Source organism: Leptolyngbya sp. ST-U4, from assembly GCF_039962215.1.
Taxonomy (GTDB): Bacteria; Cyanobacteriota; Cyanobacteriia; order Elainellales; family Elainellaceae; genus Leptolyngbya_A.
The window spans coordinates 424,021-448,642 of sequence record NZ_JAMPKZ010000002.1 but is presented as its reverse complement, the minus strand read 5'-3'; the positions used below and the strand labels follow the sequence as shown (position 1 = coordinate 448,642).

Annotated in this window: 27 protein-coding genes; 10 read left to right on the top strand and 17 right to left on the bottom strand. The window is 50.5% G+C overall.

The window, feature by feature from the left end; translation table 11 throughout:
* Positions 1–19: 19 nt before the first annotated feature.
* From NDA02_RS07465 to NDA02_RS07450, 4 genes are all read right to left on the bottom strand, one after another.
* On the bottom strand, positions 20–1,912 hold the full coding sequence (locus NDA02_RS07465; RefSeq protein ID WP_190793024.1) for a sodium:proton antiporter: 1,893 nt from the start codon (positions 1,910–1,912) through the stop codon (positions 20–22).
* 150 nt (positions 1,913–2,062) lie between these two features.
* Positions 2,063–3,331: a murein transglycosylase A gene (locus NDA02_RS07460; RefSeq protein WP_348254722.1), complete on the bottom strand. Its 1,269-nt coding sequence runs from the start codon at positions 3,329–3,331 to the stop codon at positions 2,063–2,065.
* A gap of 32 nt (positions 3,332–3,363) precedes the next feature.
* Positions 3,364–3,618 carry a hypothetical protein gene (locus tag NDA02_RS07455; RefSeq protein ID WP_190793026.1) on the bottom strand — a complete coding sequence of 85 codons (255 nt, stop codon included), beginning with the start codon at positions 3,616–3,618 and terminating at the stop codon, positions 3,364–3,366.
* A gap of 209 nt (positions 3,619–3,827) precedes the next feature.
* Positions 3,828–4,307: a YbjN domain-containing protein gene (locus tag NDA02_RS07450; protein ID WP_190793027.1), complete on the bottom strand. Its 480-nt coding sequence runs from the start codon at positions 4,305–4,307 to the stop codon at positions 3,828–3,830.
* 111 nt (positions 4,308–4,418) lie between these two features.
* On the opposite strand from NDA02_RS07450, the gene NDA02_RS07445 reads away from it, so the two are divergent.
* Positions 4,419–5,792: a GH1 family beta-glucosidase gene (locus tag NDA02_RS07445; RefSeq protein WP_190793028.1), complete on the top strand. Its 1,374-nt coding sequence runs from the start codon at positions 4,419–4,421 to the stop codon at positions 5,790–5,792.
* A 135-nt stretch (positions 5,793–5,927) separates the two neighbouring features.
* Entirely contained in the window at positions 5,928–6,248 is a 321-nt protein-coding gene (locus NDA02_RS07440; RefSeq protein WP_190793029.1) for a DUF6464 family protein, read from the top strand.
* A gap of 49 nt (positions 6,249–6,297) precedes the next feature.
* Here NDA02_RS07440 and NDA02_RS07435 read toward each other — a convergent pair whose 3' ends face one another.
* Positions 6,298–7,170, bottom strand: a complete 873-nt coding sequence (locus tag NDA02_RS07435; RefSeq protein WP_190793030.1) for a hypothetical protein — start codon at positions 7,168–7,170, stop codon at positions 6,298–6,300.
* 587 nt (positions 7,171–7,757) lie between these two features.
* On the opposite strand from NDA02_RS07435, the gene NDA02_RS07430 reads away from it, so the two are divergent.
* From NDA02_RS07430 to NDA02_RS07420, 3 genes are all read left to right on the top strand, one after another.
* Complete coding sequence (locus tag NDA02_RS07430) at positions 7,758–8,741, top strand: endonuclease/exonuclease/phosphatase family protein (RefSeq protein ID WP_190789756.1); 984 nt, start codon at positions 7,758–7,760, stop codon at positions 8,739–8,741.
* Between the two features lie 101 nt (positions 8,742–8,842).
* Positions 8,843–9,226, top strand: coding sequence for a hypothetical protein (locus NDA02_RS07425; RefSeq protein WP_190789755.1), 384 nt, complete (start codon positions 8,843–8,845; stop codon positions 9,224–9,226).
* A gap of 272 nt (positions 9,227–9,498) precedes the next feature.
* Complete coding sequence (locus NDA02_RS07420; protein ID WP_190789754.1) at positions 9,499–9,885, top strand: hypothetical protein; 387 nt, start codon at positions 9,499–9,501, stop codon at positions 9,883–9,885.
* 27 nt (positions 9,886–9,912) lie between these two features.
* On the opposite strand, the gene NDA02_RS07415 is transcribed toward NDA02_RS07420, so the two are convergent.
* Entirely contained in the window at positions 9,913–11,511 is a 1,599-nt protein-coding gene (locus tag NDA02_RS07415; RefSeq protein ID WP_348254720.1) for a gamma-glutamyltransferase family protein, read from the bottom strand.
* A gap of 502 nt (positions 11,512–12,013) precedes the next feature.
* Between NDA02_RS07415 and NDA02_RS07410 the strand changes: the two genes are divergently transcribed.
* Positions 12,014–12,274 carry a pentapeptide repeat-containing protein gene (locus NDA02_RS07410; RefSeq protein ID WP_277879047.1) on the top strand — a complete coding sequence of 87 codons (261 nt, stop codon included), beginning with the start codon at positions 12,014–12,016 and terminating at the stop codon, positions 12,272–12,274.
* Between the two features lie 23 nt (positions 12,275–12,297).
* On the opposite strand, the gene NDA02_RS07405 is transcribed toward NDA02_RS07410, so the two are convergent.
* The 6 genes from NDA02_RS07405 to NDA02_RS07380 form a co-directional block, all read right to left on the bottom strand.
* Positions 12,298–12,723, bottom strand: a complete 426-nt coding sequence (locus tag NDA02_RS07405; protein ID WP_190790622.1) for a CoA-binding protein — start codon at positions 12,721–12,723, stop codon at positions 12,298–12,300.
* Complete coding sequence (locus NDA02_RS07400) at positions 12,716–13,435, bottom strand: hypothetical protein (RefSeq protein ID WP_348254719.1); 720 nt, start codon at positions 13,433–13,435, stop codon at positions 12,716–12,718. Before NDA02_RS07400 ends, NDA02_RS07405 begins: the two co-directional genes overlap by 8 nt.
* A gap of 33 nt (positions 13,436–13,468) precedes the next feature.
* Entirely contained in the window at positions 13,469–13,996 is a 528-nt protein-coding gene (locus NDA02_RS07395) for a hypothetical protein (protein ID WP_190790620.1), read from the bottom strand.
* A gap of 188 nt (positions 13,997–14,184) precedes the next feature.
* Positions 14,185–14,535 carry an HPP family protein gene (locus tag NDA02_RS07390; RefSeq protein WP_277879048.1) on the bottom strand — a complete coding sequence of 117 codons (351 nt, stop codon included), beginning with the start codon at positions 14,533–14,535 and terminating at the stop codon, positions 14,185–14,187.
* Positions 14,536–14,594: 59 nt separating this feature from the next.
* Entirely contained in the window at positions 14,595–14,720 is a 126-nt protein-coding gene (locus NDA02_RS07385; protein WP_277879046.1) for a hypothetical protein, read from the bottom strand.
* Between the two features lie 54 nt (positions 14,721–14,774).
* Positions 14,775–15,497, bottom strand: a complete 723-nt coding sequence (locus tag NDA02_RS07380; protein ID WP_190790619.1) for a dienelactone hydrolase family protein — start codon at positions 15,495–15,497, stop codon at positions 14,775–14,777.
* Positions 15,498–15,988: 491 nt separating this feature from the next.
* Here NDA02_RS07380 and NDA02_RS07375 point away from each other — a divergent pair, with 491 nt between their 5' ends.
* Entirely contained in the window at positions 15,989–16,309 is a 321-nt protein-coding gene (locus NDA02_RS07375) for a hypothetical protein (protein WP_190790618.1), read from the top strand.
* Between the two features lie 109 nt (positions 16,310–16,418).
* Here NDA02_RS07375 and NDA02_RS07370 read toward each other — a convergent pair whose 3' ends face one another.
* The 3 genes from NDA02_RS07370 to NDA02_RS07360 form a co-directional block, all read right to left on the bottom strand.
* Positions 16,419–16,886, bottom strand: coding sequence for an orange carotenoid protein N-terminal domain-containing protein (locus NDA02_RS07370; RefSeq protein ID WP_190790617.1), 468 nt, complete (start codon positions 16,884–16,886; stop codon positions 16,419–16,421).
* 356 nt (positions 16,887–17,242) lie between these two features.
* Entirely contained in the window at positions 17,243–18,058 is an 816-nt protein-coding gene (locus tag NDA02_RS07365) for an ion transporter (protein WP_348246130.1), read from the bottom strand.
* A gap of 263 nt (positions 18,059–18,321) precedes the next feature.
* Positions 18,322–18,750, bottom strand: coding sequence for a VOC family protein (locus NDA02_RS07360; RefSeq protein WP_348246132.1), 429 nt, complete (start codon positions 18,748–18,750; stop codon positions 18,322–18,324).
* A gap of 228 nt (positions 18,751–18,978) precedes the next feature.
* Between NDA02_RS07360 and NDA02_RS07355 the strand changes: the two genes are divergently transcribed.
* From NDA02_RS07355 to NDA02_RS07345, 3 genes are all read left to right on the top strand, one after another.
* Positions 18,979–19,782, top strand: coding sequence for a TIGR00297 family protein (locus NDA02_RS07355; RefSeq protein ID WP_348246134.1), 804 nt, complete (start codon positions 18,979–18,981; stop codon positions 19,780–19,782).
* Positions 19,783–20,128: 346 nt separating this feature from the next.
* Entirely contained in the window at positions 20,129–20,401 is a 273-nt protein-coding gene (locus NDA02_RS07350) for a GlsB/YeaQ/YmgE family stress response membrane protein (protein WP_190792944.1), read from the top strand.
* Between the two features lie 720 nt (positions 20,402–21,121).
* Positions 21,122–21,976, top strand: a complete 855-nt coding sequence (locus NDA02_RS07345; protein ID WP_348254717.1) for an aldo/keto reductase — start codon at positions 21,122–21,124, stop codon at positions 21,974–21,976.
* A gap of 12 nt (positions 21,977–21,988) precedes the next feature.
* Here the strand turns inward: NDA02_RS07345 and NDA02_RS07340 are convergent, their stop codons facing one another.
* The gene (locus tag NDA02_RS07340; protein WP_190792942.1) at positions 21,989–22,693 is read right to left on the bottom strand and encodes a glutathione S-transferase N-terminal domain-containing protein; all 705 of its coding nucleotides are present in this window, start codon (positions 22,691–22,693) and stop codon (positions 21,989–21,991) included.
* Between the two features lie 304 nt (positions 22,694–22,997).
* Positions 22,998–24,587, bottom strand: a complete 1,590-nt coding sequence (locus tag NDA02_RS07335) for an ABC transporter permease subunit (RefSeq protein WP_348254716.1) — start codon at positions 24,585–24,587, stop codon at positions 22,998–23,000.
* Between the last annotated feature and the right edge of the window lie 35 nt (positions 24,588–24,622).

Sequence of the window (24,622 nt, the reverse complement as noted above, 5' to 3'; positions counted from 1 at the left end):
GCCCAAAAGCTCATCCTTATTAAAGTGACACGCTAAAGGGAATTTCTTCCACTTCCGGCAGTTTCTCAATTACGAGCGGCTTGTTGTTATTCCCGGCAAGTTGCTTTAGCAGTTGCGGGCGCGGGTCGTGCAGCAGGTAAATCAGCCGATCGCCCGCCTGCCATTCCTCTGCTACAGGGAGGACCTGAAGCCGATCGTCGCGTTCGACCAGGAGCGGCATCAAATCACCCGATCGAATCAGTGCTTTAAGGTGTGCTTGCTGAAACAGCAATTCAGGCTCGCGCAGCGTAGTTTCGCCTAATTTCACCGCATTGTCTTTCAGGTAACCATTCCAGGTTTTGAGCGAGATCTGATCGGTAAATGCCTGCTGAACGCGGCTCATATCGCTGGTCAGCATCGACTGCGCCTCGCTGGGAAACACTGCCAGGACGCGGGGCGGAGCAAACTCTTCGGCGGTTCGCTGTGCCAGCACCAGATTAACTTCGCTGTTGTTAGTCATGACCAGGAAAGTTCCGAGGCGATCGAGCCCTGCTTGCTCCAGCACATGGGTATCGAGCGCACTGCTGGAAAACACCCGAAAGCCTTCCTGCTGCGCCAGTTTACAGGCATCCGCATCGGTGTCGATCAAAACAACCGACTCGCCCCGATCGCGAAACAATCGCGCAATCAGCACACTCAGCGCATTGCAGCCCACAATCACCGCACCCGTTGCCTGCGTCGAGGTAATGCCCAAAAGCCGCGCTGCCCAACCTGCAGACAAGCCCTGCAAAAATACGGTCGAAAGAATCGTCAGAAACACCAGGGCTTTAATTGCGTCACCGCCGTTGATGCCCCGCTCGGTCAACAGAATCGCAAACAGCGAAGCCACCGAAGCAGAGACAATTCCCCTCGGCGCGACCCAGCACAAAAACAGCTTTTGTCGCCAGTTCAGGTCGCTGTTCCAGGTGCAGAGCCAAACATTTAGCGGACGCACCAGAAACATCAGCACCGCGACCGTTAGCAACGCACCCCAGCCCAGCGCAAATACACTTGCGATCGACAAATCCGCTGCCAGCAACACAAATAGCACCGAGATCGCCAGCGTCGTAAGCTGTCCCTTAAATCGCCGCAATAGGCGTTCCGCAGGCAATTCAAGCGCACCCAGGACAACCCCAGCCACCACCATCGTCATCAGTCCCGACTCGCTTCGCATGAACTGCGCCAAGCCATAAAGTCCCCAGACGCCCGCCAATACAACGAGATTTTTCAAATCATCCGAGAGAAGGGTCGCCCGTCGCAAGATTTGTCCCAGTAGCCAGCCGCCGATCGCCCCAATGCCACCCCCAATGCCTAACCGCAGCAGCATTCCGCTCAAAATCAGCACCGGATCAGCATCCCCACTGCGAATAATATCCAGCACCACGACCGCCAAAATTGCCCCCACTGGATCGATCAGCACTCCTTCGCCTTCCAGCAGTGCAGCAACCGATCGATCGACCTTGACCTGCTTCAGCAGCGGACTGATTACCGTTGGACCCGTCACCACCACCAAGGCCGCGTAAAGAAAGGCGATCGTCCAGGGAAACTCGCTCAGCCAATGAGCCGCCATGCCGCCGCCGAGGAGGGTAATCAACACGCCTAGCGTTACCAGATTCCGCAGACTGCCGGACACTTTATCCAGTTCGCGCAGGTTGAGGTTCAGTCCGCCCTCAAACAAAATCAGCGCAACCGACAGCGACACAATGACTTCCAGCCCGTTGCCAAACCAGTTGGGATGCAGCAGCCCAAACCCGTCTGCTCCCAGCACCATGCCAAACAGCAGCAGCAAGACAATGCCAGGAACTCTGAGATATTCTGCGATAACCTGCGCCCCGATTCCTGCAATAACGGCAAGAACGATTTGCAAGGTTAGCTTAAACGCATCTGCATCCATAGAATCCTTTTATGCAGTTCACCGCTCGATCGGAGGTTATCAGGCGTTCACTTCATCGATATCTTAGCCAGGAGTTCGTAAAAATTCCTTTGCCTGATCATAGCCTGGAATCTTTGTACTACTGCTTTTGACGGCATCGCTCTCCGATTTCTATTCCTTCAAAAGAAGGTAATAGAGCTGACCCGCTGCCAGCGTCAGTCCCGCTCGATCGCCTGCCAGCTGTCCCGTTCCCATAAAAATATCCACCCGTCCTGCACCCTGAATTGCTCCGCCCGTATCCTGATCCAACACATAGCGGCTCACCGTTTGGGGCACAATTTGCCGTTGAGCATTGGCAAGCGGAATCTCGGTATGAATCAAAGCCAGCGCACCGGGCGGCATCAAAGATTTATCCGTCGCGATCGATCGATCGGCAGTAACAGGTACGCGAAGACTGCCCGTTGCCGGAGTTCCCGTCGTTTCTTTGAAGAAAATAAAGCGATCGTTGCGCGGCAGGTATTCGCTTAATTCCGTCGGATGGTCGCGAAAATACTGAATCACGATCGGCAAGCTGAGATTCTCCGGCTGAATCTTACCTGCGTTGATTAGTTCGCGCCCAATGCTGACATAAGGATAATCGGTGCGTCCCGCATAGCCAATACTGATTCGCGTTTCATCGGTAAGCTGAAGCTGAGCCGATCCCTGAATCTGCACCAGATATGCCTCTAGTCGATCGCGCAGCCAAACCAACTCCAATCCGCGTAGCCTTCCCTGGCTCCCTTGCAGTCCATCCATTCCCTCAAGCTGACGACGGGTAGGATGAGGTCGCGTCCACTGAGCTAAATCCGGCGGCAGCGCATAAAGCGGATAGCGAAATTCAGCAGTCTGCACTCGGCTCGCTTCATACACAGGCTCAAAATATCCCGTGAATTTAACTAAACCCTGACCGTCTGAGCCGATCGACTGATACAGATCAAACTCGCGCCGGACGGCTGCCTGCAATGCTTCGGGCGATCGCACTGTGCGAACCAACTGCCGAAATCGAATCAGACTGCGCCGAACCCGATCGCGAGTGAATTCTGAAATCGCATAATTGGCATAAGCCGTTTCTGCCTGAGGCGTATCGAGATAAGTCAGCGAGTGGTCGATCGCTTGCAGCAGTGCCCGGCGATCGGCGGCGATTCCCCCAGTTCCCCAGATCTGGCGATCGATCCCGACTTCACCCTCGATCGGAGCCGACTCAACCGAGTTTAAAGGAATAATCTGAACGGGATTCGTGGGCGGCGGAACGGATGGCGAGGAAACGGGTGGAGTAACAGGCTGCGTTTGGGCAGGCAAAACCCGTAGCCCCAGCAGCAGGCTCAGCAGCAAGCCGAGGCAAAACAGGAGCAATGCAAAGCCGTTTCCTTTGCGAAGTAACTGGGTGAGCGATCGCCTCATCAACCTTTAGATCAATCCATCTCAAAACGAATTTAGAAATCGCGGTCAACACTTCCAAAGAAGACAGGCTCGACGCGCAGCGCAATCACCCGAGAAGGACGCACCACCATATATTCGCCTTGAATGTTTTTGATGGGCACATTGATAAAATCGCTGGAGCCGGACTTGGGCACAAGTTCCCCGCTATACCACTTCTGGAAGTCCTGAATCGTGGGAAACCGCACTTCTTCGCGATGTCCCCCTTCCATCAAAATGTGCACCGCAAATTCGTTGGGCGTTCTTGGCATCGCAGAGGCTCCTTTAGCAGATTCAACTGACTATCCTACGATGTTGAGCATTCCCAGAACGATCGGAAAAAGTAAACTGAATGGGGGTGAGACAGTTTCGGTAATGCTTCGTAGGATAGGGAGGCGAAAAACCGTAACGCATGGAGGCAGGGGCTAAGGGAGAATGCCTGACGCTGCGTTGACCCATCCTACGGAATGCTTAGAAGCGCTCAGGCAGCGTTAAATTCGGCTTGCAGAGCCTCGTCGTTGTCATCAGCCAGGGTAGCGACGATCGTAATATTCCGCGAGATCTCACCAGGAGACAGTTCTGCTAGCGTACGGCGGGCACAGATTACAACCTGATCTTCCGAGATGGCAAACCGGGCTTCAAAGGTATTGCCCCAGTTCATTTCCATCAGCCTTCGCAGCAGACCCGCTTCGTTGTTGACAGGCAGTTTCAGCACGGTTGACCAGACGGTGAGAATGTCTTCTTCAGACGTGCCGGGAAGCTGCACAAAGACTTCAACGCTGCCATACTTAAACTTCCACAGATACCCACCACCCTCGGTATGGTTCACCATCGCGCTGTTATCTTGCTGCAAGCTGGCAATCACCGTTTCGATGACCTCGATATAGTTCAGCGTAACGGCAGTGTCTTCTCCGCCAGCCGCATTTGCTGCGGGATCGAGATCCAGTTCGTATAAAGTCATGGCTGTAACCCAGTTGACAGTAGAGAATGATGACTAGACCTACTCTAGCGGCTGTCGCGGCGATCGAACCTCGTTCTGGGGATATTTTTTATAAAACGGGAGCAGTTTAGCATGACCGTAAAGTATCAATTTCCCAATGAGTTTCTTTGGGGTGCGGCAACGGCGGCTTATCAGATTGAGGGAGCCACAGCGATCGATGGGCGCAAGCCAAGCGTCTGGGATACGTTTAGCGCGATCGTGGGACGGGTGCTGAATGGCAACAGCGGAGAACCTGCCTGCGATCACTATCATCGCTATCGGGAAGATATCAAGCTGCTGGCAGAGCTGGGAATCAAGCATTATCGCTTCAGCATTTCTTGGTGTCGTGTTATGCCGGACGGACGGGGAGCCGTCAACGAGGCAGGAGTAGATTTTTATCGCCGACTGGTAGACTGCCTGCTGGAACACGGTATTACGCCGTACGCCACCCTGTTTCACTGGGACAGCCCCCAAAGGTTAGAAGATCTGTATGGTTCCTGGCGCAGCCGCGAGATTGCCCAAGATTTTGCGGATTACGTGTCTGCAACCGTGGAGCGATTGGGCGATCGCATTACCCATTGGATCACGCTCAACGAAATTCCCTGCTTCACGCACCTGGGCTATGGCATAAAACAAGTGCCGCCCCATGCACCGGGAACGATCGTTAAAACTCAGCAAGAAGTCTGGCAAACTTCCCATCACGCGCTGCTTGCTCACGGTATGGCTTGTCAGGCAATTCGATCAGCTTCCCCTGTACCCTGTAGCGTGTCGCTGGTAGACAATTTTGCCGTGTCGGTTCCCTTAATGGAAACGCCCGAACACATCGCCGCTGCCCAGGCCGCTCTTCCCTTTTGCTGGCAAAATGGTGGCATTCTGTATCCGGCTCTCACCGGAGCGTATCACCCTGAGTTTCTACGGCAGTTAGGCAAAAATGCGCCTCGGATTCAATCGGGCGATCTGCAAATCATTCATCAGCCCATTGATCAGCTTGGCTTTAATGTGTACACGGGAAGCTATGTGCGGGCGATCGATCGGGCTCCCGGCTTTGAAATTTTGCCCTTCCCTCATAGTTATCCGCGAATGAATATGCCCTGGCTGCAAATCGTTCCCGACGCCATTTACTGGGGCGTGCGTCACATCAGCGAAACTCTTAACCGACCCAACCTGCCGATTTTGATTACCGAGAATGGCTGCGCTGCAGAGGATCAGGTGCAGTCGGGCGAAGTGATGGACAGCGATCGAATCTTTTACCTGCGCCAATATCTTAAAGCCGCCCACCGCGCCACCCAAGAAGGCTATCCGCTCAAAGGCTACTTTGTTTGGAGCTTAATGGATAACTTTGAATGGGCGTGGGGATACGATCGTCGCTTTGGCATTGTCTACGTTGATTACCCTACTCAGCGACGTATCCCAAAAGCTAGCGCACACTACTACGCTGAATGCATCCACCAAAACCAAGTCCTATAACATCCTTTTCCCTGACTCCTGACCCCTCCCCTTATCTCCCCATTCCTTCATCCATCCGCCGGATTGACAGACTCAATTTGCTGATTAAGCTGTAAATAAGCTACATCAACTTATCCAACCACTTTAAAAACTGCTGTGATAGTCACACTCTTCATTTTTATTGTGGGTTTAACACCATTTCTTGCTTCTCTCTGGATTTTGCGTCGGGCAGATGCTCAAGCACAGGAACGTCTGCAACTGGCGATGGAATCGGTTTCAACACGCGGGCTGCCCAAATTGGGACTTTCCCCCGACCATCACTACGTCGAGGGCATCGGCTACATGATTGGCGACCTGACTTGTCAGTTTAATGCCCGATCGAGCTATATGCGCTGCGCCGTGAATCCGATGGGTCCATGCCAGGAATGTTTACACTACCGAGAGCGAGAGCTGCCCGACCTGGATCTGTCTCTCTAAGAATCTAGGGGTTTTTGGATCAGCAACCCTGTTATGAAGCAAGACCCTGTTAGCGATCGGCTCTTGCACCTGCGCCTTCGGGAAGGGGCATCGGGCGGGGTTGGAACGGCAGAGGAACATACTGCACTGAGGGGCGACCTGTCATCGGCTGTGGATAAAGATCCATGAGCTGATAGATTTCTTTGGGCAGCCCAACGGTAATCGGTAATCCCATGTCTTTTGCTTCTTCGACCGTAATGGGATAATCGTGGGTAACTTTGCCCGTCGTAATGGCATCAATAATTCGTTCGACTTGTTCCGGGGCGATCTTTCTCTGAGGAAATTCGTCTGCCAGAAGGGTGCGAACAAATCGCTGAACCTGGGTGATCGCTTTACGCGCAATATCTGCCGTGATCAGGGTTTGATCATCAATTTCGCTGATCGGCTTTTCTTCAACGACCTTGATTACACTGGCTGCGGGAATGCTGCCAAGCTGCGGATCGACCGGACCCAGCACTGCGTTTTCGTCCATCACAATTTCATCGGCTGCCAGAGCCAGCATCGTGCCGCCGCTCATTGCATAGTGGGGAATAAAGACGGTGACTTTTGCCCGGTGGCGAATCAAGGCTCTAGCGATCTGTTCGGTGGCAAGCACCAGTCCTCCAGGCGTATGCAGAATCAGATCGATCGGCACATCAGGCGGGGTCAGGCGAATCGCCCGCAAAATTTGCTCAGAGTCTTCGATCGTGATGTAGCGCGAAAGAGGAATTCCCAACAGACTGATGGATTCCTGCCGATGAATGAGCAGAATCGTACGGCTCTGCCGCTTCTGTTGAAAGGTTTGGATCGAGCCTAGCCGACGGGACTCCACAACTCTGCGTTGAATGATGGGTTGAAGGGTTGAAATAACAATGAAAATCCAGAATAAAGCGGAAAAGCCCATGCCAGCTCCTTAGATAGAGGTCTTTACTTAAGTAAGGGTTTGCGAAACAGCCGTGAATCAGCCTTTGAATCAGTGAGCGAATTAGTCAATGGATTGGTCAGCGAATGAGCAAATGAACGGGTTTGTGAAACGCACTTTCAAAACCACAATCATGCAATAAACCACGCTGAGGGGAATTTGGCTGCGTTTTGATGCTAAAGAATGCTGAAAGAAGTACCAACTATCCAAAGGGGCAGATTACGTTTGATGAAGTAGAAGCAGGAATGATCGTTATCCAATGATTTTGAAATAATGTTGGAATGCTTTTGGAACGTATACCGATATATGGTTTTTTCATGCTAATTCGCTGTAGGTTGAACAATCTTTCTCTCTTTGGTGAGATTGTCTTCTGGCGATCGAATTGCCATAATTCACGCACAACAAGTGATTGTAAAAACGAAGTGCCCCCGGTTAGCGAGTAGCTGGGGGTCGTCCTATTAGAACTGAAGCTCAATCAGATAAATCGAATAAGACCCGGTGCGTGGATTCGGTATGAGCTTTATTTGTTCGCTATAGTAATCTCTAGTGAACCTGCCTGAAGCCACCCCATGCGTCATTCTTTTCGCGTTGGAACCTTTAATCTCTATAATCTGCTACTGCCCAACATTCCTTATTACGAAAACCGTCGCTATAGCATCGCCGAATATGAGCGGAAAAAGCAATGGATTGCGGCACAGCTCAACCGGATGCAGGCAGACATCGTAGGATTTCAAGAGGTGTTTCATCAGGAGGCCTTAGAAGAAGTCCTGACAGGAATACCAACTTACGAAGGTGCAGCGCTGATCACAGGCGATCCTAACGGAGAAAAGCCAAGAGTTGCACTGGTTTCTCGGTTTCCCGTCCTTCGATACGAAGTCATCGATCGCTTTCCGGCGGCTGCAAGATTTGATTTAGAAGACATACTGATTCCGCTCGATCGCTTCGCGCGTCCGGTAATTCAGGCTGAGGTTGCAATTACCAATTCCCTGGTTTGTACCGTCATCGTGGTGCATCTCAAGTCGAAGCGTCCTGTGATTTCAGAAGGAAAAGATCGGCATGATCCGATCGAAATTGTGAAAGGACAAACCCGTGCCCTAATTCAGCGAGCAGCTGAGGCGATTGCATTGCGGGTGCTGCTGGTTGAAGTCCTGCAAAAAACTCGGCATCCGGTCATTTTGATGGGCGACATTAATGATGGCGATCGAGCAGTGACATCGCGCCTGATCTCAGGAGACCCCCCCGACCCTGACTGGCAGCATGAGTATAAAGAGGCCGTGTGGGATGTGCTGCTTTATTCTGCAAAAGAGATTCAGGCAAGACAGACTCGCGGCGACTTTTATTACACGCATATACACGATGCCCACTATGAAAGTTTGGACCATATTTTGGTGAGTCAGGAGTTTATGCTGCAAAATCCCAGGCACATCGGGCACGTCAAATATGTCTCGGTGCTGAATGATCATTTGATGGATAAAAGTTTAATGGATCATCCTGTAGAGGTCTGGAAGTCGGATCATGGTCAGGTGGTCGCGCAGATCGAACTGCGAAATTAAAGCAGATTTTGAGCGGGGGATCGCAGCGATCGAGCTAAGATAATTACAACTCATAAAGAAATTTGCCGGATTGATTGCTGTTTATCAAGATTGATTTAGCCATGCTGTCAGATCTGCTGCCATTTCCGATTCGTCTCGATACTGTCCTTTTAACTGGAATTGCGCTCTGGTCGCTGGCTCTTTATCTAGGCTTCTTTCCGGTGGGCGAATGGGTAATGGAGCAGTTGACCCGATGGATGAACTTTGCCGATCGATCGCTCTACACCTCGGCTGAATACGAGCGCACCCGTAAAGGACGCGAATCCCAGAATGCCTTTTATGCATCACTGCTGAGTATTGTGCCGTTTTTGGGCGCAGGCGGAATTTGTAACTGGCTGATGGAGCTGAGCTTAGGTCGCAGTTGGGCGATCAGTGTGGGCATTCTGGCCTGTATTGGCTGCGGCGTGTATGAGCTGGGCAGGCGGGATGGTCAGTCGATCGATTGAAGATTTTTTGCAGTTGGGCACAGGTTACTTAATTCTGAATTTACCCGTAACGCTGTGTTTTTATTTAACGCTGTGTTTTATTCGATTGCCTTACAACAGTGCTTTGCAACAGTACCTTACAACAGAGAGATGTCCTGGGTTGTGCAGGCTTGCTATAGTTGCACTCTAATCTTCAGTTTTTTTAATCTCTAGTTTTTCTAATTTCTAGTTTTTCACCTGTGGCTCTTATTGGGCAATGCCTGCTCTACAGAACAAGACTTAGAACCAGGACAATGAAAAAGAAATTACCGCAAAAGAAGTGGACTTTTGTTGGGGTGATCAGTATCCTTGCAGCACTGTTGACCCTGCTGTGGCAATCGCCCGCCCCGGCACAATTTGGACTGTCGGATTTTCGGCTGAATCAGCTTTCCTCAGAGGTGGCTGCCCTGCGGCTTCAGGTGAGTCAGCTTCAGGCTCAGATAGGCGGGAGCGTCAGCCGTGCCCCGGTGACATCGGCTCCTCGCATTGCTCCTCCTTCCCAAGCCCAGACGAATTCTGCCCAGTTCGATCGCCTTGCCACACTGGTGATCGAGCTAGGTGAGCAGGTAAAAGCCATCGACGATCGCCTCAAAGCAGTCGAAGCAAGATTCCCCCAGGCATCACCGCAACCCGTTCCCTAGGCATCACCGCAATCCGTCCCGCCCGCTTCATCCCACTAGTGCCAATCCGTCTGCTCTGGGTTCAGAAGCAGCAATTAGCACACCATTTTGCTGCACAATCATTTGTCCTTTGCCGAAACTTCGGCCTTCTGCGGTCAGGCGAATGTCATGCCCTCGATCGGTTAATCCCAGAGCAATCGATCGGGCTACGGTCTGTTCTAGCCACACCGTTTTGCCGTTTGTGAACTGCCAGCGCGGGGCATCGAGGGCAGCCTGCGGATTCATGCCATAGTCTCTCAGGTTGACCATCATTTGCAGATGTCCCTGTGGCTGCATGTGCGCCCCCATCACGCCCATCGGACCGATCGGCTGATTGCCCTGCGTTAGAAAACCGGGAATGATCGTGTGAAACGGACGCTTCCCGGGGGCAGCCTGATTTGCGTGTCCGGGCTGAAGGGTAAAGCCTCTGCCGCGATTGTGCAGCGCGATGCCCGTTTCGGGAACTAGAATGCCGCTGCCAAAGCCCATGTAGTTCGACTGAATAAACGACACCATGAAATCCTGATCGGCAGCTGCCAGATACACCGTGCCACCCTTAGGCAGATCAGCGCTGGCAAATAGGGCACGATCGCCGATCAACTGACGTCGCCGCGCCGCATAGGTTTTATCCAGCAAGTCCTGCGGCTGCACCTGCATAGTTTCAATGTCGCTGACGTGCTGATGCACATCGGCAAAGGCTAGCTTCATCGATTCGATTTGCCAGTGGAAACTGTCTACCGAGTCGCGGGGCTGTTTTGATAAATCAAATCCTTCCAGAATATTCAACGCCATCAGCGCGGCGATTCCCTGTCCGTTGGGCGGAATTTCCCACAGCGTTATTCCCCGGTAATCTGTGGAAATAGGCTGCACCCAATCTGCGCGATGCTGCGACAAATCCTCCTGCGTAAGCAAGCCGCCCGTATCGGAAGCAAATGCCGCAATTCGCTCAGCCAGCTTCCCGCGATAAAAGCTTTCGCCCCCGGTGGCTGCAATGTCGCGCAGCGTTTCTGCATGTGCCGCACTGCCCCAAATTTCTCCGGCACGGGGCGATCGTCCTTGGGGTAAAAACATCTGCTTAAACCACTGAAATTCCGGTTCGGTTGCGTGGGCAAACAGCGACTCGGTCCATTTCCAGGCACGGGCAGTTTCCGGGGACACAGGAAAACCCGATTCGGCGTAGCGAATTGCAGGCGCGAATAACTGCTCAAACGGCAGTTTGCCCCACTTTTCCCACAGCGTTCTCCAGGCAGAAACCGCTCCCGGCACGGTGACAGACAACCACCCCAAATCCGGCACTTGCGTCATGCCCTCAAAGCGATCGATCGTCAGATTTTGCGAACTTCTGCCCGACGCATTCAGCCCGTGAAGCTGTCCATCCCACACCAGCGCAAACGCATCTGAACCAATGCCGTTAGAAGTCGGCTCTACAACGGTGAGAGCAATCGCCATTGCAATTGCCGCATCGATCGCATTACCGCCTGCCCAAAACATTTCCATGCCTGCTAAAGCCGCAAGCGGTTGACTAGTTGCTGCCGCATAGTTGCAGCCCATCACGACTCGCCGACCCGAAGCATAGGGATATTCAGTTAGATTGATTGCTGGAATCATTGGCTGGAATCATTGGGGAGAAACAAAAGAAGTGTCAGTGAACGCTGATCAAGGGCGGGGCACAGTAGGATGAGCAAAGGAAAATAGAACAGACGAAACATAAGCTAATTATCCTGAAGTGGAAACTGTTTCGCATTGCTCAACATCCTGCTCCCAATAGATACCCTGCCCCGATAGACAGCGCTTCGCCGCTGACTTGCCCGATAATCAGAAAACTATCAGAGCCGTGCAAAGCTGCAAGAACATCTTCCTGACTGTATCAGTTTTTTAGCTGAACCAGTGGATAGGAGGGGTTCAGTATAAACATTAGTCAGTATAAATATTAGGATGAGCCAGAAGTCGTAACGCATTCACTATGGACGCTGTTGAATTACAAAAAAGATATCAGGCAGGTGAACGGGATTTTACCGGAGTAGATTTAGCAGGTGCTAATCTTGCAGACCTTGTACTCAACGACGCAAATTTTGATTAAGCAAACCTGAGCAGCACAAAGTTGAATTGATTGCACTTAGAACGGGTCAACTTTAGCCACGTCCTGATGGATCGTGCAGGCCTAACGAATGCAAACTTGAGCAGAGCAGATTTAACCGAGGCAGATTTCAGTGCTGCCTTACTGATTCGTGCCAATTTGACAGATACAATATTCACAAAAACGATTTTGAAATGGGCATCGCTCAGCCATGTCACTCCCGCTGACCTTAATTTAAGTCATGCCATTTTAGACAAAACTGTATTGCCCAACGGTTCAGCGCTAGAGCGATAGCGGCTACAACATCAAGCGGAACACTAACGCGATCGCCCACTCAGCCCCAAACGCAAATATTCAATTTTGATACAGGCATTCATCAGGCAGGTTAGTCCGTGGTCGGCTGCCATCTGAGCCGCGACAGGGTTAGAAATTCCCGACTGTGCCCAAACTGTTTTCGCGCCAATCTCGATTGCCTCCTGCACCACCTCTGGCAGAAATTCCGATCGCCGAAACACATTCACCAGATCGATTGCCTCTGGAACTGCTTTGAGCGTGGGATAGCAGGGCTGATTCTCAATCACATTAAGTGCCGGGTTCACCGGGTAGACGCGATAGCCCGCCTGACGTAAAAAATGGGCGATCTGATAGCTGGGACGATCAGGGCGATCGGAATGCCCTACAACGGCGATCGTTTGCGTCTGCGTGAGGATTTGCCGCAGATGATTATCAGTTGAATCAATCATGGCTACTGCTCGAATCTTCGCGAATCCATAGGGCTAAACCGCCGCCTCGTCCTCGCGCTGCGATCCAGTCTGGCGTTACGCTGAAAAAGGCAAAGAACGGCAGCTTGGCAATAGGCCTCTGTTCAAACTCTGCGGCTTTGGTTTGCCCGCCGCGAAATCCGATTTGGAAGACTGTTTTTCCAAAACAATCGATGGCAACTTGCGTGAAATCGAAGGCAAGCAAGTTTTTCTTGCCCAGATACTTTGCTGGACCTGTAAACCGGAGCCGCACTGCACCCAGGCTGATTTGATTCGTGATGATGCCCTGCCCAAATCCCGCTGCCACTGCTTCTGGAGCAGCAAAAAAGCCAATCTGAGCAGGAGTCCACTGCGGCAGGTAAACTCCTTTTTTTAAGCGAGTGCCGCCTCGTGTTTGTCCTTTCGTTTGTCCCTTGGAGGGCGAGCGTTTTTTTACGCCAGTGGTGAAACAGAGCCGCCATTCCCCCACCAAATCCGCGAACGGATACTGAAGTCGCTGCTGTTTTGCAGCAAGTTCTGCCTGAAGCAATGCTTGAACCACTGCCTCGGCTGGGGGACGATCGATCGCAGTTTCTCCAGAAGGCTCCGCTTGCTGATTTGCAGTCGGTTGAGCGGACACACGATAGGATTTTGCTGCCTGCGATAGCACATGAACAAAGTCGGGAATCGCAGCAGGGGAGAGATCCGTTGCCATGATTCAGGCCTGATTGAAGAAATAAAGTGAGGCTTAGCTGCGCTTTTGCCGACCCCGCGTAGAACGAGTCGCTGGCTTACTGGCAGTTGCACGGCTGCTCTGACCTTCTTTTGCACTGGCAGCTGCAGTGCGAGTGCGGCGACGAATCGGTTTCCGCTCAGCTTCCTCAGTCTCTTCAGGTGCAGCAGTTTCTGTTTCCGCTTCGGCTGCCTCTGAAGTATCTATCTCTGCATCATCAGTTTTGCGAGTGCGGCGTGTGCGGGTTTTGGGAGCAGCAGTTTTGTCTTTGTTGGACTGCCGCCTACCTGCGGGTACATAGCTCTTGAGCGTGGTCGCGCTAATTTCGATTCCTTTCTCAGTCAGCATTTTTGCTAAATCATCGTAGCTGTAGCCTTTTGCCAGAGCCGCCTGAATTTGGTCACGCAATTGACCGACTGCCTCACGCAACGACAAATTCTCTTTCGGTTTTTCCGGCAATTCTTGAAGATACGACCCTGCTTGTTCAACAGACTGTTTATTCACATTCACGGCTTTCGATCGTCCACGGGTTGCTGCTGTCATATTGGATTAACCAGAAATGAAGTGATATGTCAATCATTCTATGGTGAAACAGCAAAAGTGTGAAACATTTTCAACACAAAAGTTTCATCGGCAACAAGATAAATTTGAATCGCCGATGATAAAAAGGAAGATAGACTTGCCATCTCTGCTTAGAAGCCGGGACAAAATGGAAGTTGTATCTTGAGGGTTCAGGAAGAACGATCGTATGCTGGCAGAATCCAAAGCGTAATTCGTTCCAGTAAAACGAGTGTCGCCGTCACCGCAATCGCCAGAAAAAATAGAATCAGGTGCGTTTCGTTGTGGGCACGAAGAGCAAAGCTGAGGGAAGCCGAAACGGCAGGCGGATGAACAACATCAAGAACAATCATCAGCACGATGGTCATCACCAGAGAAATTCCTGCCGCAAGATATCCGCTACCAAAGCAGAGCAACAATACCCAGCCGATCATGGCTGCCATTAAGTGAGAAATGGTCAGGGTGCGAACAGTATTCGTTCCGTGCTGTGGATCGAGATAAATCAAAAACGCGCTGAATGCCAGAGATGCAAACAGTAGCCGCTACTGGGACAGCACTTCGACAAAAGCAAGCACACCTGAAACTACTGCCGTCGGCGCAAAAGCAAGCGCAGGCTCTCCGCGCCAATTAAGCCGCTGGCGTAAGGAGCGGTTTGCCCCTTTAAAAGGTCTTTGGCTCGATCGCTGCTGCCCCATCTTAGTTCCATCATCGTCTGACTCAAAAATAGATTTTCATTCGTGCTGCTGTTCGCAGTTTAGGGTGGCTACTCGATATTTTGATTAAGCTGTTCGATCAGCCAATGTTGAACGACTGATTCAACTTCATCCGCAACCTCATCCAAACCATGGCCAGCGTCCGGGTAGAGAATGAGCTGCTTTGGCTCAAGGGCGTGCTGATAAATCTGCTTTGAGCAGGTAGGAGACAGCACTGGATCAGCCGTGCCGTGTAGCAGCAGCAGCGAGCAGCGCGATGCCAGTTCGGGAACCGCTTCCGTGCCGTAGGACTGGGGCGCAAGGGCAATAACCGTTTTTACCGCCAATGTCGCCGCCGCCGCCTGAATGACTACCGCTCCGCCAAATGAATGTCCAACGAGGGCGATCGCCTCAATGCCCTGATCCTGCAAAAATCGGATTCCCACCAGCACATCCATTACCGAGAGGTCGAGTTGAGTTGGCTGACGGTAGCGCACCCGCAAAGAATCAATGCCCGATCGCAATAAAATCTGCGCCAGTCGCGGATAAAGCTGCTGTGCCGGACTGTCCCAACCGCCACCTACACCACCAACCCAAATTACTCCCTGAGTTGTTTTTTCTACCGCTTCGTCGGCACTGTCTGTTTTTGCGGCATCTGTTTTTGCAGCATAGTATTGACAGTGAATGATTGTATTGTTGAGCGTAAGCTGAACCGGACGGTAGCCATCGGACTGTTGCTCTCCAATTTCCGCGTGTTGCGGCATCAAGTCCATGAAATTGTGAAAGGTCTGCATTGCTTTACTCAACTTACACATTCACAGAGTAACTATGGGTTAGTGTGTCGCTTCAAATCCGCAAAAGCCTCTGCCCGTGGTTGAGAAATTGTAACAATCGAACGGTTACAGCTTAATTCATCAAAGGAAGCCAGACTCATCAACGTCGATTACTTTAAATTACAAGGGTGAATTGCGAGGGTAATTTATTGAATTAACATGAGCCAGCATCCTGTAAACCCACAAAATGCCATTTCTTCCACTCATCATATGCATCAAGCGATCGATCAACGTTCTGTTATCAACGTCCTGCTGAGCGCACAGAACAGAGTGTAAAAATGCCGAAAGCAATAGCGGCGAGATTGCTAGGTCAACATCGATCGAATCTTTGCATGAATCTTTGCATGAATAAATTTAGGCACTGCAAGAAGAAATTCGATCGCTTTGCTCAAAGCCAAACTTATCGCAGGATGATTAAAAGCAAGATTGATTCAAATTGACGCAATTCACCTATGACTCAGCCCAACTCTCAGCCCAACTCCCAGCCTCTCACGCTAAACCCGCCACCGGAATACGAACTCAAGCTCCTGACTGCTCTCGCCTATTTTTTAGGACGCAGTCTTTCTGCACAGGCGTTGGCTTGCCTTAGTATGTATCTACGCCAGTCCGAGCCGCGCATTATGTCTCAGGTGCGCTACTACGCCCACAAAGCCGGACTGCATGAATATGACCTGCTGGACTTAATTTTTGAGCATCCCGATCGCGCTGATGAGCTACTGAAGCGGGCAGGAAAGGTGCATCAGCCGCAGGATAGGGATGTATTTGAAGAGTAAATCTGAACTAAAAATCGGGGGAAACCCAATTCCGGCTTTCGTCGGTATCAGGAATTTCCCCCTTTAATCAAAAACGCGCTACATCCTCTCGCACTATATTCTTTCTACATTATCTATCGATCGGCTGCGCGCCCATTGCCACCACTGCACTGCGGGAAAAGTTAATGCGCTGCTCAAAGTCGAGGCTCTTGATCGATTCACTAAAGCGATCGGTTTCAGAAGGAAGCTGATAATCCGAAGGAACTTGAATCACAGAACCCTCATCCATTGCCTGAGCAAGCTGGAGCCAGAAGCTAAGTTTTGCGCTGGAGCTGAGCGCACTGTAAGCATGGCTGACATCCGTATCGGCGCAAGCAATAATATTGCGCTGGGCTTCGAGCTGCTCTTCGGGAGAGAGAGCCTGAATTTGATCCACCAGCGATCGAGAAATCGCGTGCTGAGCCGGGTCGTTTGTCGGGGTGAGCTGATCTTTCAGGTCAAGGTAGCCATACCACAACAGCGCGAGTTGAGTATCAGCATCAAAACCCTGGAACATTTGTAATGCTTCATTCGTTTGCTGGTCGGCGGTAAAAGTCATAAATCATCTCCTGATTCATTTACAAAAAAATTACAGAAAGACGGAAATAAAAACGCCCTGTCAATCTGTGCTGAAGTTAACAAATAGAGATTCAAGGGATAACCGCACCCTGGGCAGAGATCGTCTTTGCAGGAAACCTTCCTTAATTGATTTAGAAATGATTCAATAGACGGACATCAATTTGCAGTTTGTCCTTTATTCGCAGAACCCGACTCCTTCTCCCCTTAGAAGCAAGAGTCGGGATCCAGGTCCAGGGTTCCTCGCCCCCAACAGGAGAGCAGCAGGAGCAGGCTGAGAAGGAGAGCAAATCCCATAGGAGACGATCGCCTAGCTAGCGTTTAAGGAATGGCATCTCGTTAAAAGTGAGCTTGAGAAGATTTCACCTGCATTAGCGAATGACCGCAATTTTTGCAGAATTTCGCATCGCGATCGTGGCTCTCTAAACCACACGCTGCACAAATTGTTTCAACCTGATTAGACGTTTTAATCAACTGTTTGATCAAATCGCCTAACTGCCAGGGAATCAGCGCGATGCCGGTCAGGATCATCAGCACCGTCAGCAATCTTCCCGTCTGAGAAATCGGCGTGATGTCACCAAATCCCACGGTTGTCATCGTTGCTACCGAAAAATACACTGCATCTAAAAAGGTCGTAAAGCGATCGGGATTGAGCGGATGTTCAACCTGGTAAATCAAGCCAGAAAAGATAAAAATAATTGTGAATAGCGTGAGCAAAATTCGAGCAAAAATCACGCTGTCTTCGCGGCTCACATAACCAAAAATTGTCTTCCCCTCAACAAACCGCAGGAGGCGTAAAATCCGAAACCAGCGAGAAATGCGGATGAATCGAATATCGATCGCCGTAAACAAAAACGGTAGAATCGCGACTAAATCAATCAAAGACGCAAGACTGAAGAAAAAGCGAACGCGATGCTCGGCACTCCAGAGGCGCAACAGATACTCGATCGTAAACAGAATCAGGATCGCCGTGTTAAGGAAATTCAGCTTTAGCCGCACCGGTTGGGGAATTGGATAGGTTTCTGCCACAAAGCAGGCGGAAGACAACAGCACTAGCCCCACGATCGTCAAATTAATTGCTTTACCGATCGCAGTTTCAATGTCTTCTAAATAAAAGCGAACCGTTTTTCGCAGTTCCGTTATTTGCAGTTTCATGGAACAGAGGCATCACTGGCAGAAGCTGGCGTTTCAGGATCTCTTGCAGATTTGCAGTCCAGCATCACCCCAAATCAATACAGCGAATGAATGCAGACTGATAATACCAGTTCTGATGACGATCAAGACGATCGCCCTTGCAGATGGCAATTTCATTGTTTTTGATTAAATGATGTCTTTTTACTTATCCGCAGATCGCCAAGTAGCTTGCCAAGTAGTTTACCAGGCAACCTGCTCTAGGCTGCTGTTCAAAGAGCGCGTCATCATCGATCGCCGATTCGAGCCAACTGCGCCTCACCAAAAATCGCAGAAGGATGAACATAATACTTAAATTCCATCAGATTATGAAAGGGATCTTGCAAAAAGAAAGTGCGATGCTCTAGGAGCGAATCTCGAAAACGGTGCTTTGGCTGCTGATAAAACATTAGCCCCTGCTGCTGTGACCGCTCTAGCAAGGCTTCCCAGTCAGACTCCTGCATGAAGACCAAGCCAAAGTGTCGTGGATAAATACCCTTCTGCGGAGTCAGTGGTTCTTCAGTGAGATGAGCAACAAGCTGATGTCCATAAAGGTTCAAAATGATCGATTGAGCATTCTCGCGTCCGGCAGTGCAGCCCAGACCCCTGACATAAAACGCTTTCGTTTGGGCAAGATTACCGACAGGGAATGCCAAGTGAAATAAGACAGAATCCATCGGGTTAACTCCTGATTAAAAGGGTGGGGAATTCAGGCAATCAGATTGCTTACTCTGCTGTTCTTGACTCTGCTGTTCTAAAGAGCACACGCTGTCTTACATTTCTTTAGAACAGAAAACTCACTCAAAAAATTATTCTAAGCTTATTCATCAGGTCATTCTGTAGCCAAAATGAGTTTGATAACCCGTTAGGCGATCGACCAAAAGAAGCACTCAAGGAAACAACTCATGGCAATTTCCCCTGTTCTGCTCAATACGCTAATGCCCTGGCTGGTCGCAATCCTGATCAACACGCTGCTGCTCGGTGTGGCATGGCTGCTGCCCAAAAAATTGCTCACGCCTGCGGGATACGTTCATGCTTGGGTGCTGGGGGTTGCGCTATGGGGCACGCTAGGCTGGCGCGGCTATGGGCTAATGCTGTTTTACTTCCTGGTGGGGTCAGCCGTCACACGTATTGGCATGGCAGAAAAAGAAGCCGCCGGAATTGCCGAAAAGCGATCGGGCGCAAGAGGACCCGAAAACGTTTGGGGATCGGCTCTGGTGGCAACCCTCTGCGCACTAGGAACTTACGCGATGACAACCTTTTATGCCGATCACAGCGATTTGTGGGTTAGAAATACCGTGCTGCTGCTGTATTTGGGCTACGTTGCCAGCATGAGTACCAAACTGTCAGACACCTGCGCCAGTGAAGTCGGTAAGGCTTATGGGAAGCGCACCTTTCTCATTACCACCTTTCAGCCCGTTGCTCGTGGAACCGAAGGAGCCGTCAGCTTGGAAGGAACGATCGCCGGAATTCTGGGTGCTGCTGCGATCGCAACAGTCGGTTGGGGCTTATCGCTGATTCCGCTGATTGGCATCCCGATCTGCTTGGTTGCTGCCCTGATTGCAACTAATCTAGAAAGCGTGATCGGCGCAACGCTGCAAACTAAATTTGACTGGCTCACCAATGAACTGGTGAACATTCTCAATACGCTCATTGGCGCAGTTGTGGCGATCGGTCTGGCGTTGCTGATTCAATGGGCAGGATTGTAACGCCAGGCAAAATTATGATGCCAGGCAAAATGGTCATGCTAAGCAGAATGATCATGCGATGCTGATTCGGTAAACTGCCATTCCCCTGAATTCGTCTTTTCCCCTGCACAAACCGAATTTTGTGTCTCGTCTGGATTTCCATCCTTCTTTGTGAATAGAGCAGCCTTTCCCACCCCGTTATTACTCAGTGTTTTGATAGAGAACGGACTCACTGCAACTATCCCTCTTGTGGGAAGGGTTTTATTTCTTCCGATAGTTCAGACAGCACTCGGTAGCTGTTAAATTTATGTGTAATGAAACGCAAAAGTTCAATCTTTCATTACTCGTTTTCACAAGGAGAATCAAGATGAATATTCTGGCTTGGATCGTATTAGGTTTGATCGCTGGCGCACTGGCTAAAGCAATTTATCCCGGTCATCAGGGCGGCGGCATTCTGGGAACCATGATTTTGGGAATTATTGGTGCTTTTGTTGGCGGCAGCGTCTACAATCTGCTCACGACTGGATCGCTTTCCCTTACCGCAGCAGGTTTGAGCATCCCTGGTGTCATTGTTGCAATCATCGGCGCGATTATTGCTCTGTTCATCTACTACTCGATCGCTCGTCGTGGTGCTTACTAAGCGAAATTGAGCTTTACCACTCAAATGCTGAATCGGACTGAATAAAAACGAACCAGAACATCATGCGTAACAATTACGCAGCATATCCTGCAGATGTCAAGGGTTAGCAGTCTACTTCAGCCACATTCAGTAACAGCTTAGATAAATAATAGTTCAGCAATAATATAACTGGAGCCTCTGCAACTGCAGGGGCTTTTGCTTTGAATTGTTCCTTTATTTTGTTTATATTTTTGTGCTCCAGATAAAAGTAGATATTTTTTTAGGCTTAACACAATACCATAGGCTCAACACAATGCCAATGTATGCAATGTCGCGAGCTCAATAACTTAGAAACAATTAATATTGTGGTTGATTTTTTATAATGATTGTTTTTATAACAATTGCTTTTTCCATAAAAATTTAGCCCCCACCTACAGGCAGAGGCTAAAACATGAATATAACCTGGCTTGGTTTATTCGGTGTTCCTATAAACTAAAGGCTAGTAGTAAAACAATACCTCTATCCATAGTTAGGGAATAGGCAGAAAAAAACTTCTCTAGAAGGACTCAGAATTTCGATCGCGATTTTACTGTCTCAAGTGCGATCAAATGATTTATCCAAACATTTATCGTTCCTAGAATCACTCAAGACCGATCGATACGTCTTAACCCTTTCCTTTGTTCTACCTTTCTTCTAAAAGTTCAGCGATTCAGCAAGCAATCCACCAATCGGAGAGAAATCATGAAAGCTATTGCTTTGCCTTCAGGTCAATCGATTCCCGTTTTAGGCATGGGAACCTGGCAGATGGGAGAGCGATCGCGCGATCGCCAAACCGAAATAAATGCCCTGAAGCACGGCATAGAGCTGGGAATTACGCTGATTGATACGGCTGAAATGTATGGCGAAGGTAGCGCAGAGGAAGTGATTGCAGAAGCGTTCACGTCGTGGAGCAAAGCTAACGCGGGTCGTCGGGAGCAGGTTTTTCTAGTGAGCAAAGTCTACCCGCACAACGCCAGCCGTCAAGGAACGATCGCTGCCTGTGAACGCAGTTTGCGCCGTCTCAAAACTGATTATTTAGACCTTTACTTACTCCACTGGCGCGGTTCAGTTCCCTTGTTTGAAACCCTGGCCGCATTGCAGACGCTTCAGCAAGCCGGAAAAATCCGAGATTACGGCGTGAGCAATTTTGATCTGTCTGATATGCAAGAAGCTCGATCGCTGCCGGGTGGAGAATCGATTGCCACCAATCAAGTGCTGTACAACCTGATGCGACGCGGCATTGAATGGGATCTGTTGCCCTGGTGTCAGCAGCACGGCGTTCCGATCATGGCATATTCGCCTGTTGAGCAGGGTCGCTTGCTGAAAAACCGACAGCTTGCGGCAATTGCGGAACGGTTAGGCGTTACGTCTGCTCAAGTGGCAATCGCGTGGCTACTGCACCAGGATAATGTGATCGTCATTCCCAAAGCCAGCGATCTCGCCCACGTTGAGCAAAATCGAGCCGCACTTGACCTGAGGCTATCTGCCGCAGATTTGCACGAACTCGATGCCCTCTTTCCGCCGCCGTCTCGTCCAGTGGCTCTGGAAATGCTGTGATCTTTGGAAGCATTACTGCTCCGATTGCCCAGATTTTGCGGTCTGACCAAACAAAATCTTTTTGCTTTCTTCGGTCATTGCGCTCGGATTGCTGAAGGGTTGCCCTTTTTCGTAGGCACGCACCACCGCCGCTCGATCGCGAATTGCGTTAAACCATCGCTGCACGTTGGGGAACTCTTCCAGGTTTTGCTGCTGTCGCTCGTGGGGCACAATCCACGGATAGCAAGCCATATCGGCGATCGAGTAAGCCCCCGCCACAAATTCGTGCTGCGCCAACTGACGATCGAGAACCCCATACAGCCGATGCGTTTCTTTCACATAACGATCGATCGCGTAGGGCAACTTTTCCGGGGCATACTGTACAAAGTGATGGTTTTGACCTGCCATTGGGCCCAATCCGCCCATTTGCCAGAATAGCCATTCTAAAACTGCCTTTCGTCCGCGCAGCTCTGCCGGAATAAACTGTCCGGTTTTCTCTGCGAGATACAGCAAAATTGCCCCGGACTCAAATAAAGAAATCGGTTCACCGCCGTCTACAGGAGCGTGATCCACGATCGCAGGCATTCGGTTATTGGGCGCAATTTTGAGAAAGTCTGGCTGAAACTGATCGCCCGCACCAATATTAATTGGAATAATGCGATACTCCAATCCTGCTTCTTCTAAAAAGATAGTGATTTTGTGACCGTTGGGAGTGGGCCAGTAATACAAATCGATCATGGCAATGCCTGATAGAAAATTATCTTCACCTTAGATCATGGAGATAAAAAGCAGGATAAGGTGACAAGGTGACTTTGAAAGCCGTGTATCTAGAAGGCTGTTTAAGCAGGCTTTCAGTTGGAGTTTAAAGGCTTGAGCTCCCCCTAAATCCCCCCTTCCACCAGGGAACTTTGAGACGTTAGAACGTTCTGTTGCCACGGGAATGCCTGCATCAATTCGGTTTCCTTTTTTAAGGGAGGGTAGGGGGAGTTCCCAGCACTTCTCACGCTCATCCACTCCTTCCCCACCCTTTCTTAAACCACCCCTAACGCTGACGCACCGCCCCAGCCGGAACTCGATCGGTTCTCTCGCGCTGGGCACGTCTACGGGCAACGGGATTCATTGCTCGCTCGATATAGCTGAACGCTTGCGACGACAGCAGCGTCAGCAGCAGATAAATCAGCGCAACTGCAGCATAAATCTCAAACGGACGATAGGTGGTCGCTACGATGAGCTGTCCTTCCCGGAACAGTTCCTCGAAACCAATTACGGCGACTAAGCTGGTGTCCTTGAGCAAGGTAATAAATTCGTTGCCCAGTGGAGGCAGCATCCGCCGCAGCGCCTGCGGGAAGATAATGTGGCGCATGGTTTGAGTTGAGTTTAGCCCCAGCGATTGAGCCGCCTCGGTTTGACCCACCTCGATCGACTGAATGCCACCGCGCACAATTTCAGCCATATAAGCTGCCGCGTTGAGACTTAGGGCTACGACCGCCGCCAGGAATCGATCGAACGAAAACTGAAGGCCCAAGCCCTGAAGCACTGCCGGGATGCCAAAATACACCATAAAAAGCTGCACCAGCAACGGTGTGCCCCGGAAGAAATCGATATATGCTCTGGCGAGCCAGCGAATCGGCTTCACCTTCGAGAGACGAGCGATCGCAATCAGCGACCCCAACCCTAGCCCTACAACCACTGAAATAGCAGCCAGCGCAACCGTCACCACCGCACCTGCCAGCAGCGTCGGCATCGCATTCAGGATTGTCCCGAGCCAACCGATCGATCGGGTGGTCTGCTGCTGTGACCCACCCTGCTGCTGGGAACCTGCCTGCTGCGCGGCGGCAAGAACAGGAGCTACTTGCGGCAATTGGGGCGGCGCGGTGTTAAACCATTTGCGATAGACTCGCTCATAGGCTCCGTTCTGAAGAATTTTGCCTAATCCCTGGTTAATGAGCTGAAGGTTTTCTGATCCTTTCGGTGTGGGAATACCGTAAAACTCCTCACTGAGCAAATCGCCCGTCAGTTTTAGTCCATTGATATTCCCTGTATTCAGAGCAAAGAGCATAATCGGCGCATCCGCTACCACCGCATCCACGTTGCCATTACTCAACTCTTGTAGAGCCAGAGCAGAGCCATTAAACGTGCTGACCCGTGCCCCTGGCACTTTCTTGATTTCCTCGGCTCCGGTTGTGCCAATTTGCACGGCTACTTTTTTGCCGTCTAAATCTTCAAGACGGGTGATATCCTGCGTGCCTTCTTTGACGGCAATTGCCAAACCTGCCTTAAAGTAAGGGCGAGAAAAATCAACGGATTCCGCCCGTTTTTGCGTAATCGTCATTGCCCCAATCGCGGCATCAACTGATTTAGCTTGTAGAGCCGGAATCATGCCGTCAAAGGCAATATTTTGAAACTCGACATCAAATCCTGATGCCTTTCCAATTTCCCGAATCACATCAACATCAAATCCCTGAAGTTCACCGGATTGTGATGTGAATTCAAACGGAGCATAAACAGGTTCAATGGCAACGGTTAAGGAGCGTGGCGCAGTTGCATGAGCCGTTCCTACAACTAAAATGAGCAGGAAACAGCACAACCCTGAGAGAAGCGATCGCCAGCGATTCAATCCTTTAATTTTCATAGAATTCGTTTTGTTTAATTTGATACAGAGTAGAG

Excerpts from the sequence above, each read along its gene's own strand:
- NDA02_RS07380 (WP_190790619.1), bottom strand. The coding sequence starts at position 15,497 with ATGCAGACCTTTCACAATTTCATGGACTTGATGCCGCAACACGCGGAA.
- NDA02_RS07385 (WP_277879046.1), bottom strand. The coding sequence starts at position 14,720 with ATGATGGAACTAAGATGGGGCAGCAGCGATCGAGCCAAAGACCTTTTA.
- NDA02_RS07450 (WP_190793027.1), bottom strand. The coding sequence starts at position 4,307 with ATGACTTTATACGAACTGGATCTCGATCCCGCAGCAAATGCGGCTGGC.
- NDA02_RS07415 (WP_348254720.1), bottom strand. The coding sequence starts at position 11,511 with ATGATTCCAGCAATCAATCTAACTGAATATCCCTATGCTTCGGGTCGG.
- NDA02_RS07445 (WP_190793028.1), top strand. The coding sequence starts at position 4,419 with ATGACCGTAAAGTATCAATTTCCCAATGAGTTTCTTTGGGGTGCGGCA.
- NDA02_RS07425 (WP_190789755.1), top strand. The coding sequence starts at position 8,843 with ATGCTGTCAGATCTGCTGCCATTTCCGATTCGTCTCGATACTGTCCTT.
- NDA02_RS07350 (WP_190792944.1), top strand. The coding sequence starts at position 20,129 with ATGAATATTCTGGCTTGGATCGTATTAGGTTTGATCGCTGGCGCACTG.
- NDA02_RS07430 (WP_190789756.1), top strand. The coding sequence starts at position 7,758 with ATGCGTCATTCTTTTCGCGTTGGAACCTTTAATCTCTATAATCTGCTA.
- NDA02_RS07355 (WP_348246134.1), top strand. The coding sequence starts at position 18,979 with ATGGCAATTTCCCCTGTTCTGCTCAATACGCTAATGCCCTGGCTGGTC.
- NDA02_RS07345 (WP_348254717.1), top strand. The coding sequence starts at position 21,122 with ATGAAAGCTATTGCTTTGCCTTCAGGTCAATCGATTCCCGTTTTAGGC.
- NDA02_RS07460 (WP_348254722.1), bottom strand. The coding sequence starts at position 3,331 with ATGAGGCGATCGCTCACCCAGTTACTTCGCAAAGGAAACGGCTTTGCA.
- NDA02_RS07395 (WP_190790620.1), bottom strand. The coding sequence starts at position 13,996 with ATGACAGCAGCAACCCGTGGACGATCGAAAGCCGTGAATGTGAATAAA.
- NDA02_RS07335 (WP_348254716.1), bottom strand. The coding sequence starts at position 24,587 with ATGAAAATTAAAGGATTGAATCGCTGGCGATCGCTTCTCTCAGGGTTG.
- NDA02_RS07360 (WP_348246132.1), bottom strand. The coding sequence starts at position 18,750 with ATGGATTCTGTCTTATTTCACTTGGCATTCCCTGTCGGTAATCTTGCC.
- NDA02_RS07400 (WP_348254719.1), bottom strand. The coding sequence starts at position 13,435 with ATGGCAACGGATCTCTCCCCTGCTGCGATTCCCGACTTTGTTCATGTG.
- NDA02_RS07375 (WP_190790618.1), top strand. The coding sequence starts at position 15,989 with ATGACTCAGCCCAACTCTCAGCCCAACTCCCAGCCTCTCACGCTAAAC.
- NDA02_RS07365 (WP_348246130.1), bottom strand. The coding sequence starts at position 18,058 with ATGAAACTGCAAATAACGGAACTGCGAAAAACGGTTCGCTTTTATTTA.
- NDA02_RS07370 (WP_190790617.1), bottom strand. The coding sequence starts at position 16,886 with ATGACTTTTACCGCCGACCAGCAAACGAATGAAGCATTACAAATGTTC.
- NDA02_RS07435 (WP_190793030.1), bottom strand. The coding sequence starts at position 7,170 with ATGGGCTTTTCCGCTTTATTCTGGATTTTCATTGTTATTTCAACCCTT.
- NDA02_RS07420 (WP_190789754.1), top strand. The coding sequence starts at position 9,499 with ATGAAAAAGAAATTACCGCAAAAGAAGTGGACTTTTGTTGGGGTGATC.
- NDA02_RS07340 (WP_190792942.1), bottom strand. The coding sequence starts at position 22,693 with ATGATCGATTTGTATTACTGGCCCACTCCCAACGGTCACAAAATCACT.
- NDA02_RS07405 (WP_190790622.1), bottom strand. The coding sequence starts at position 12,723 with ATGATTGATTCAACTGATAATCATCTGCGGCAAATCCTCACGCAGACG.
- NDA02_RS07465 (WP_190793024.1), bottom strand. The coding sequence starts at position 1,912 with ATGGATGCAGATGCGTTTAAGCTAACCTTGCAAATCGTTCTTGCCGTT.
- NDA02_RS07455 (WP_190793026.1), bottom strand. The coding sequence starts at position 3,618 with ATGCCAAGAACGCCCAACGAATTTGCGGTGCACATTTTGATGGAAGGG.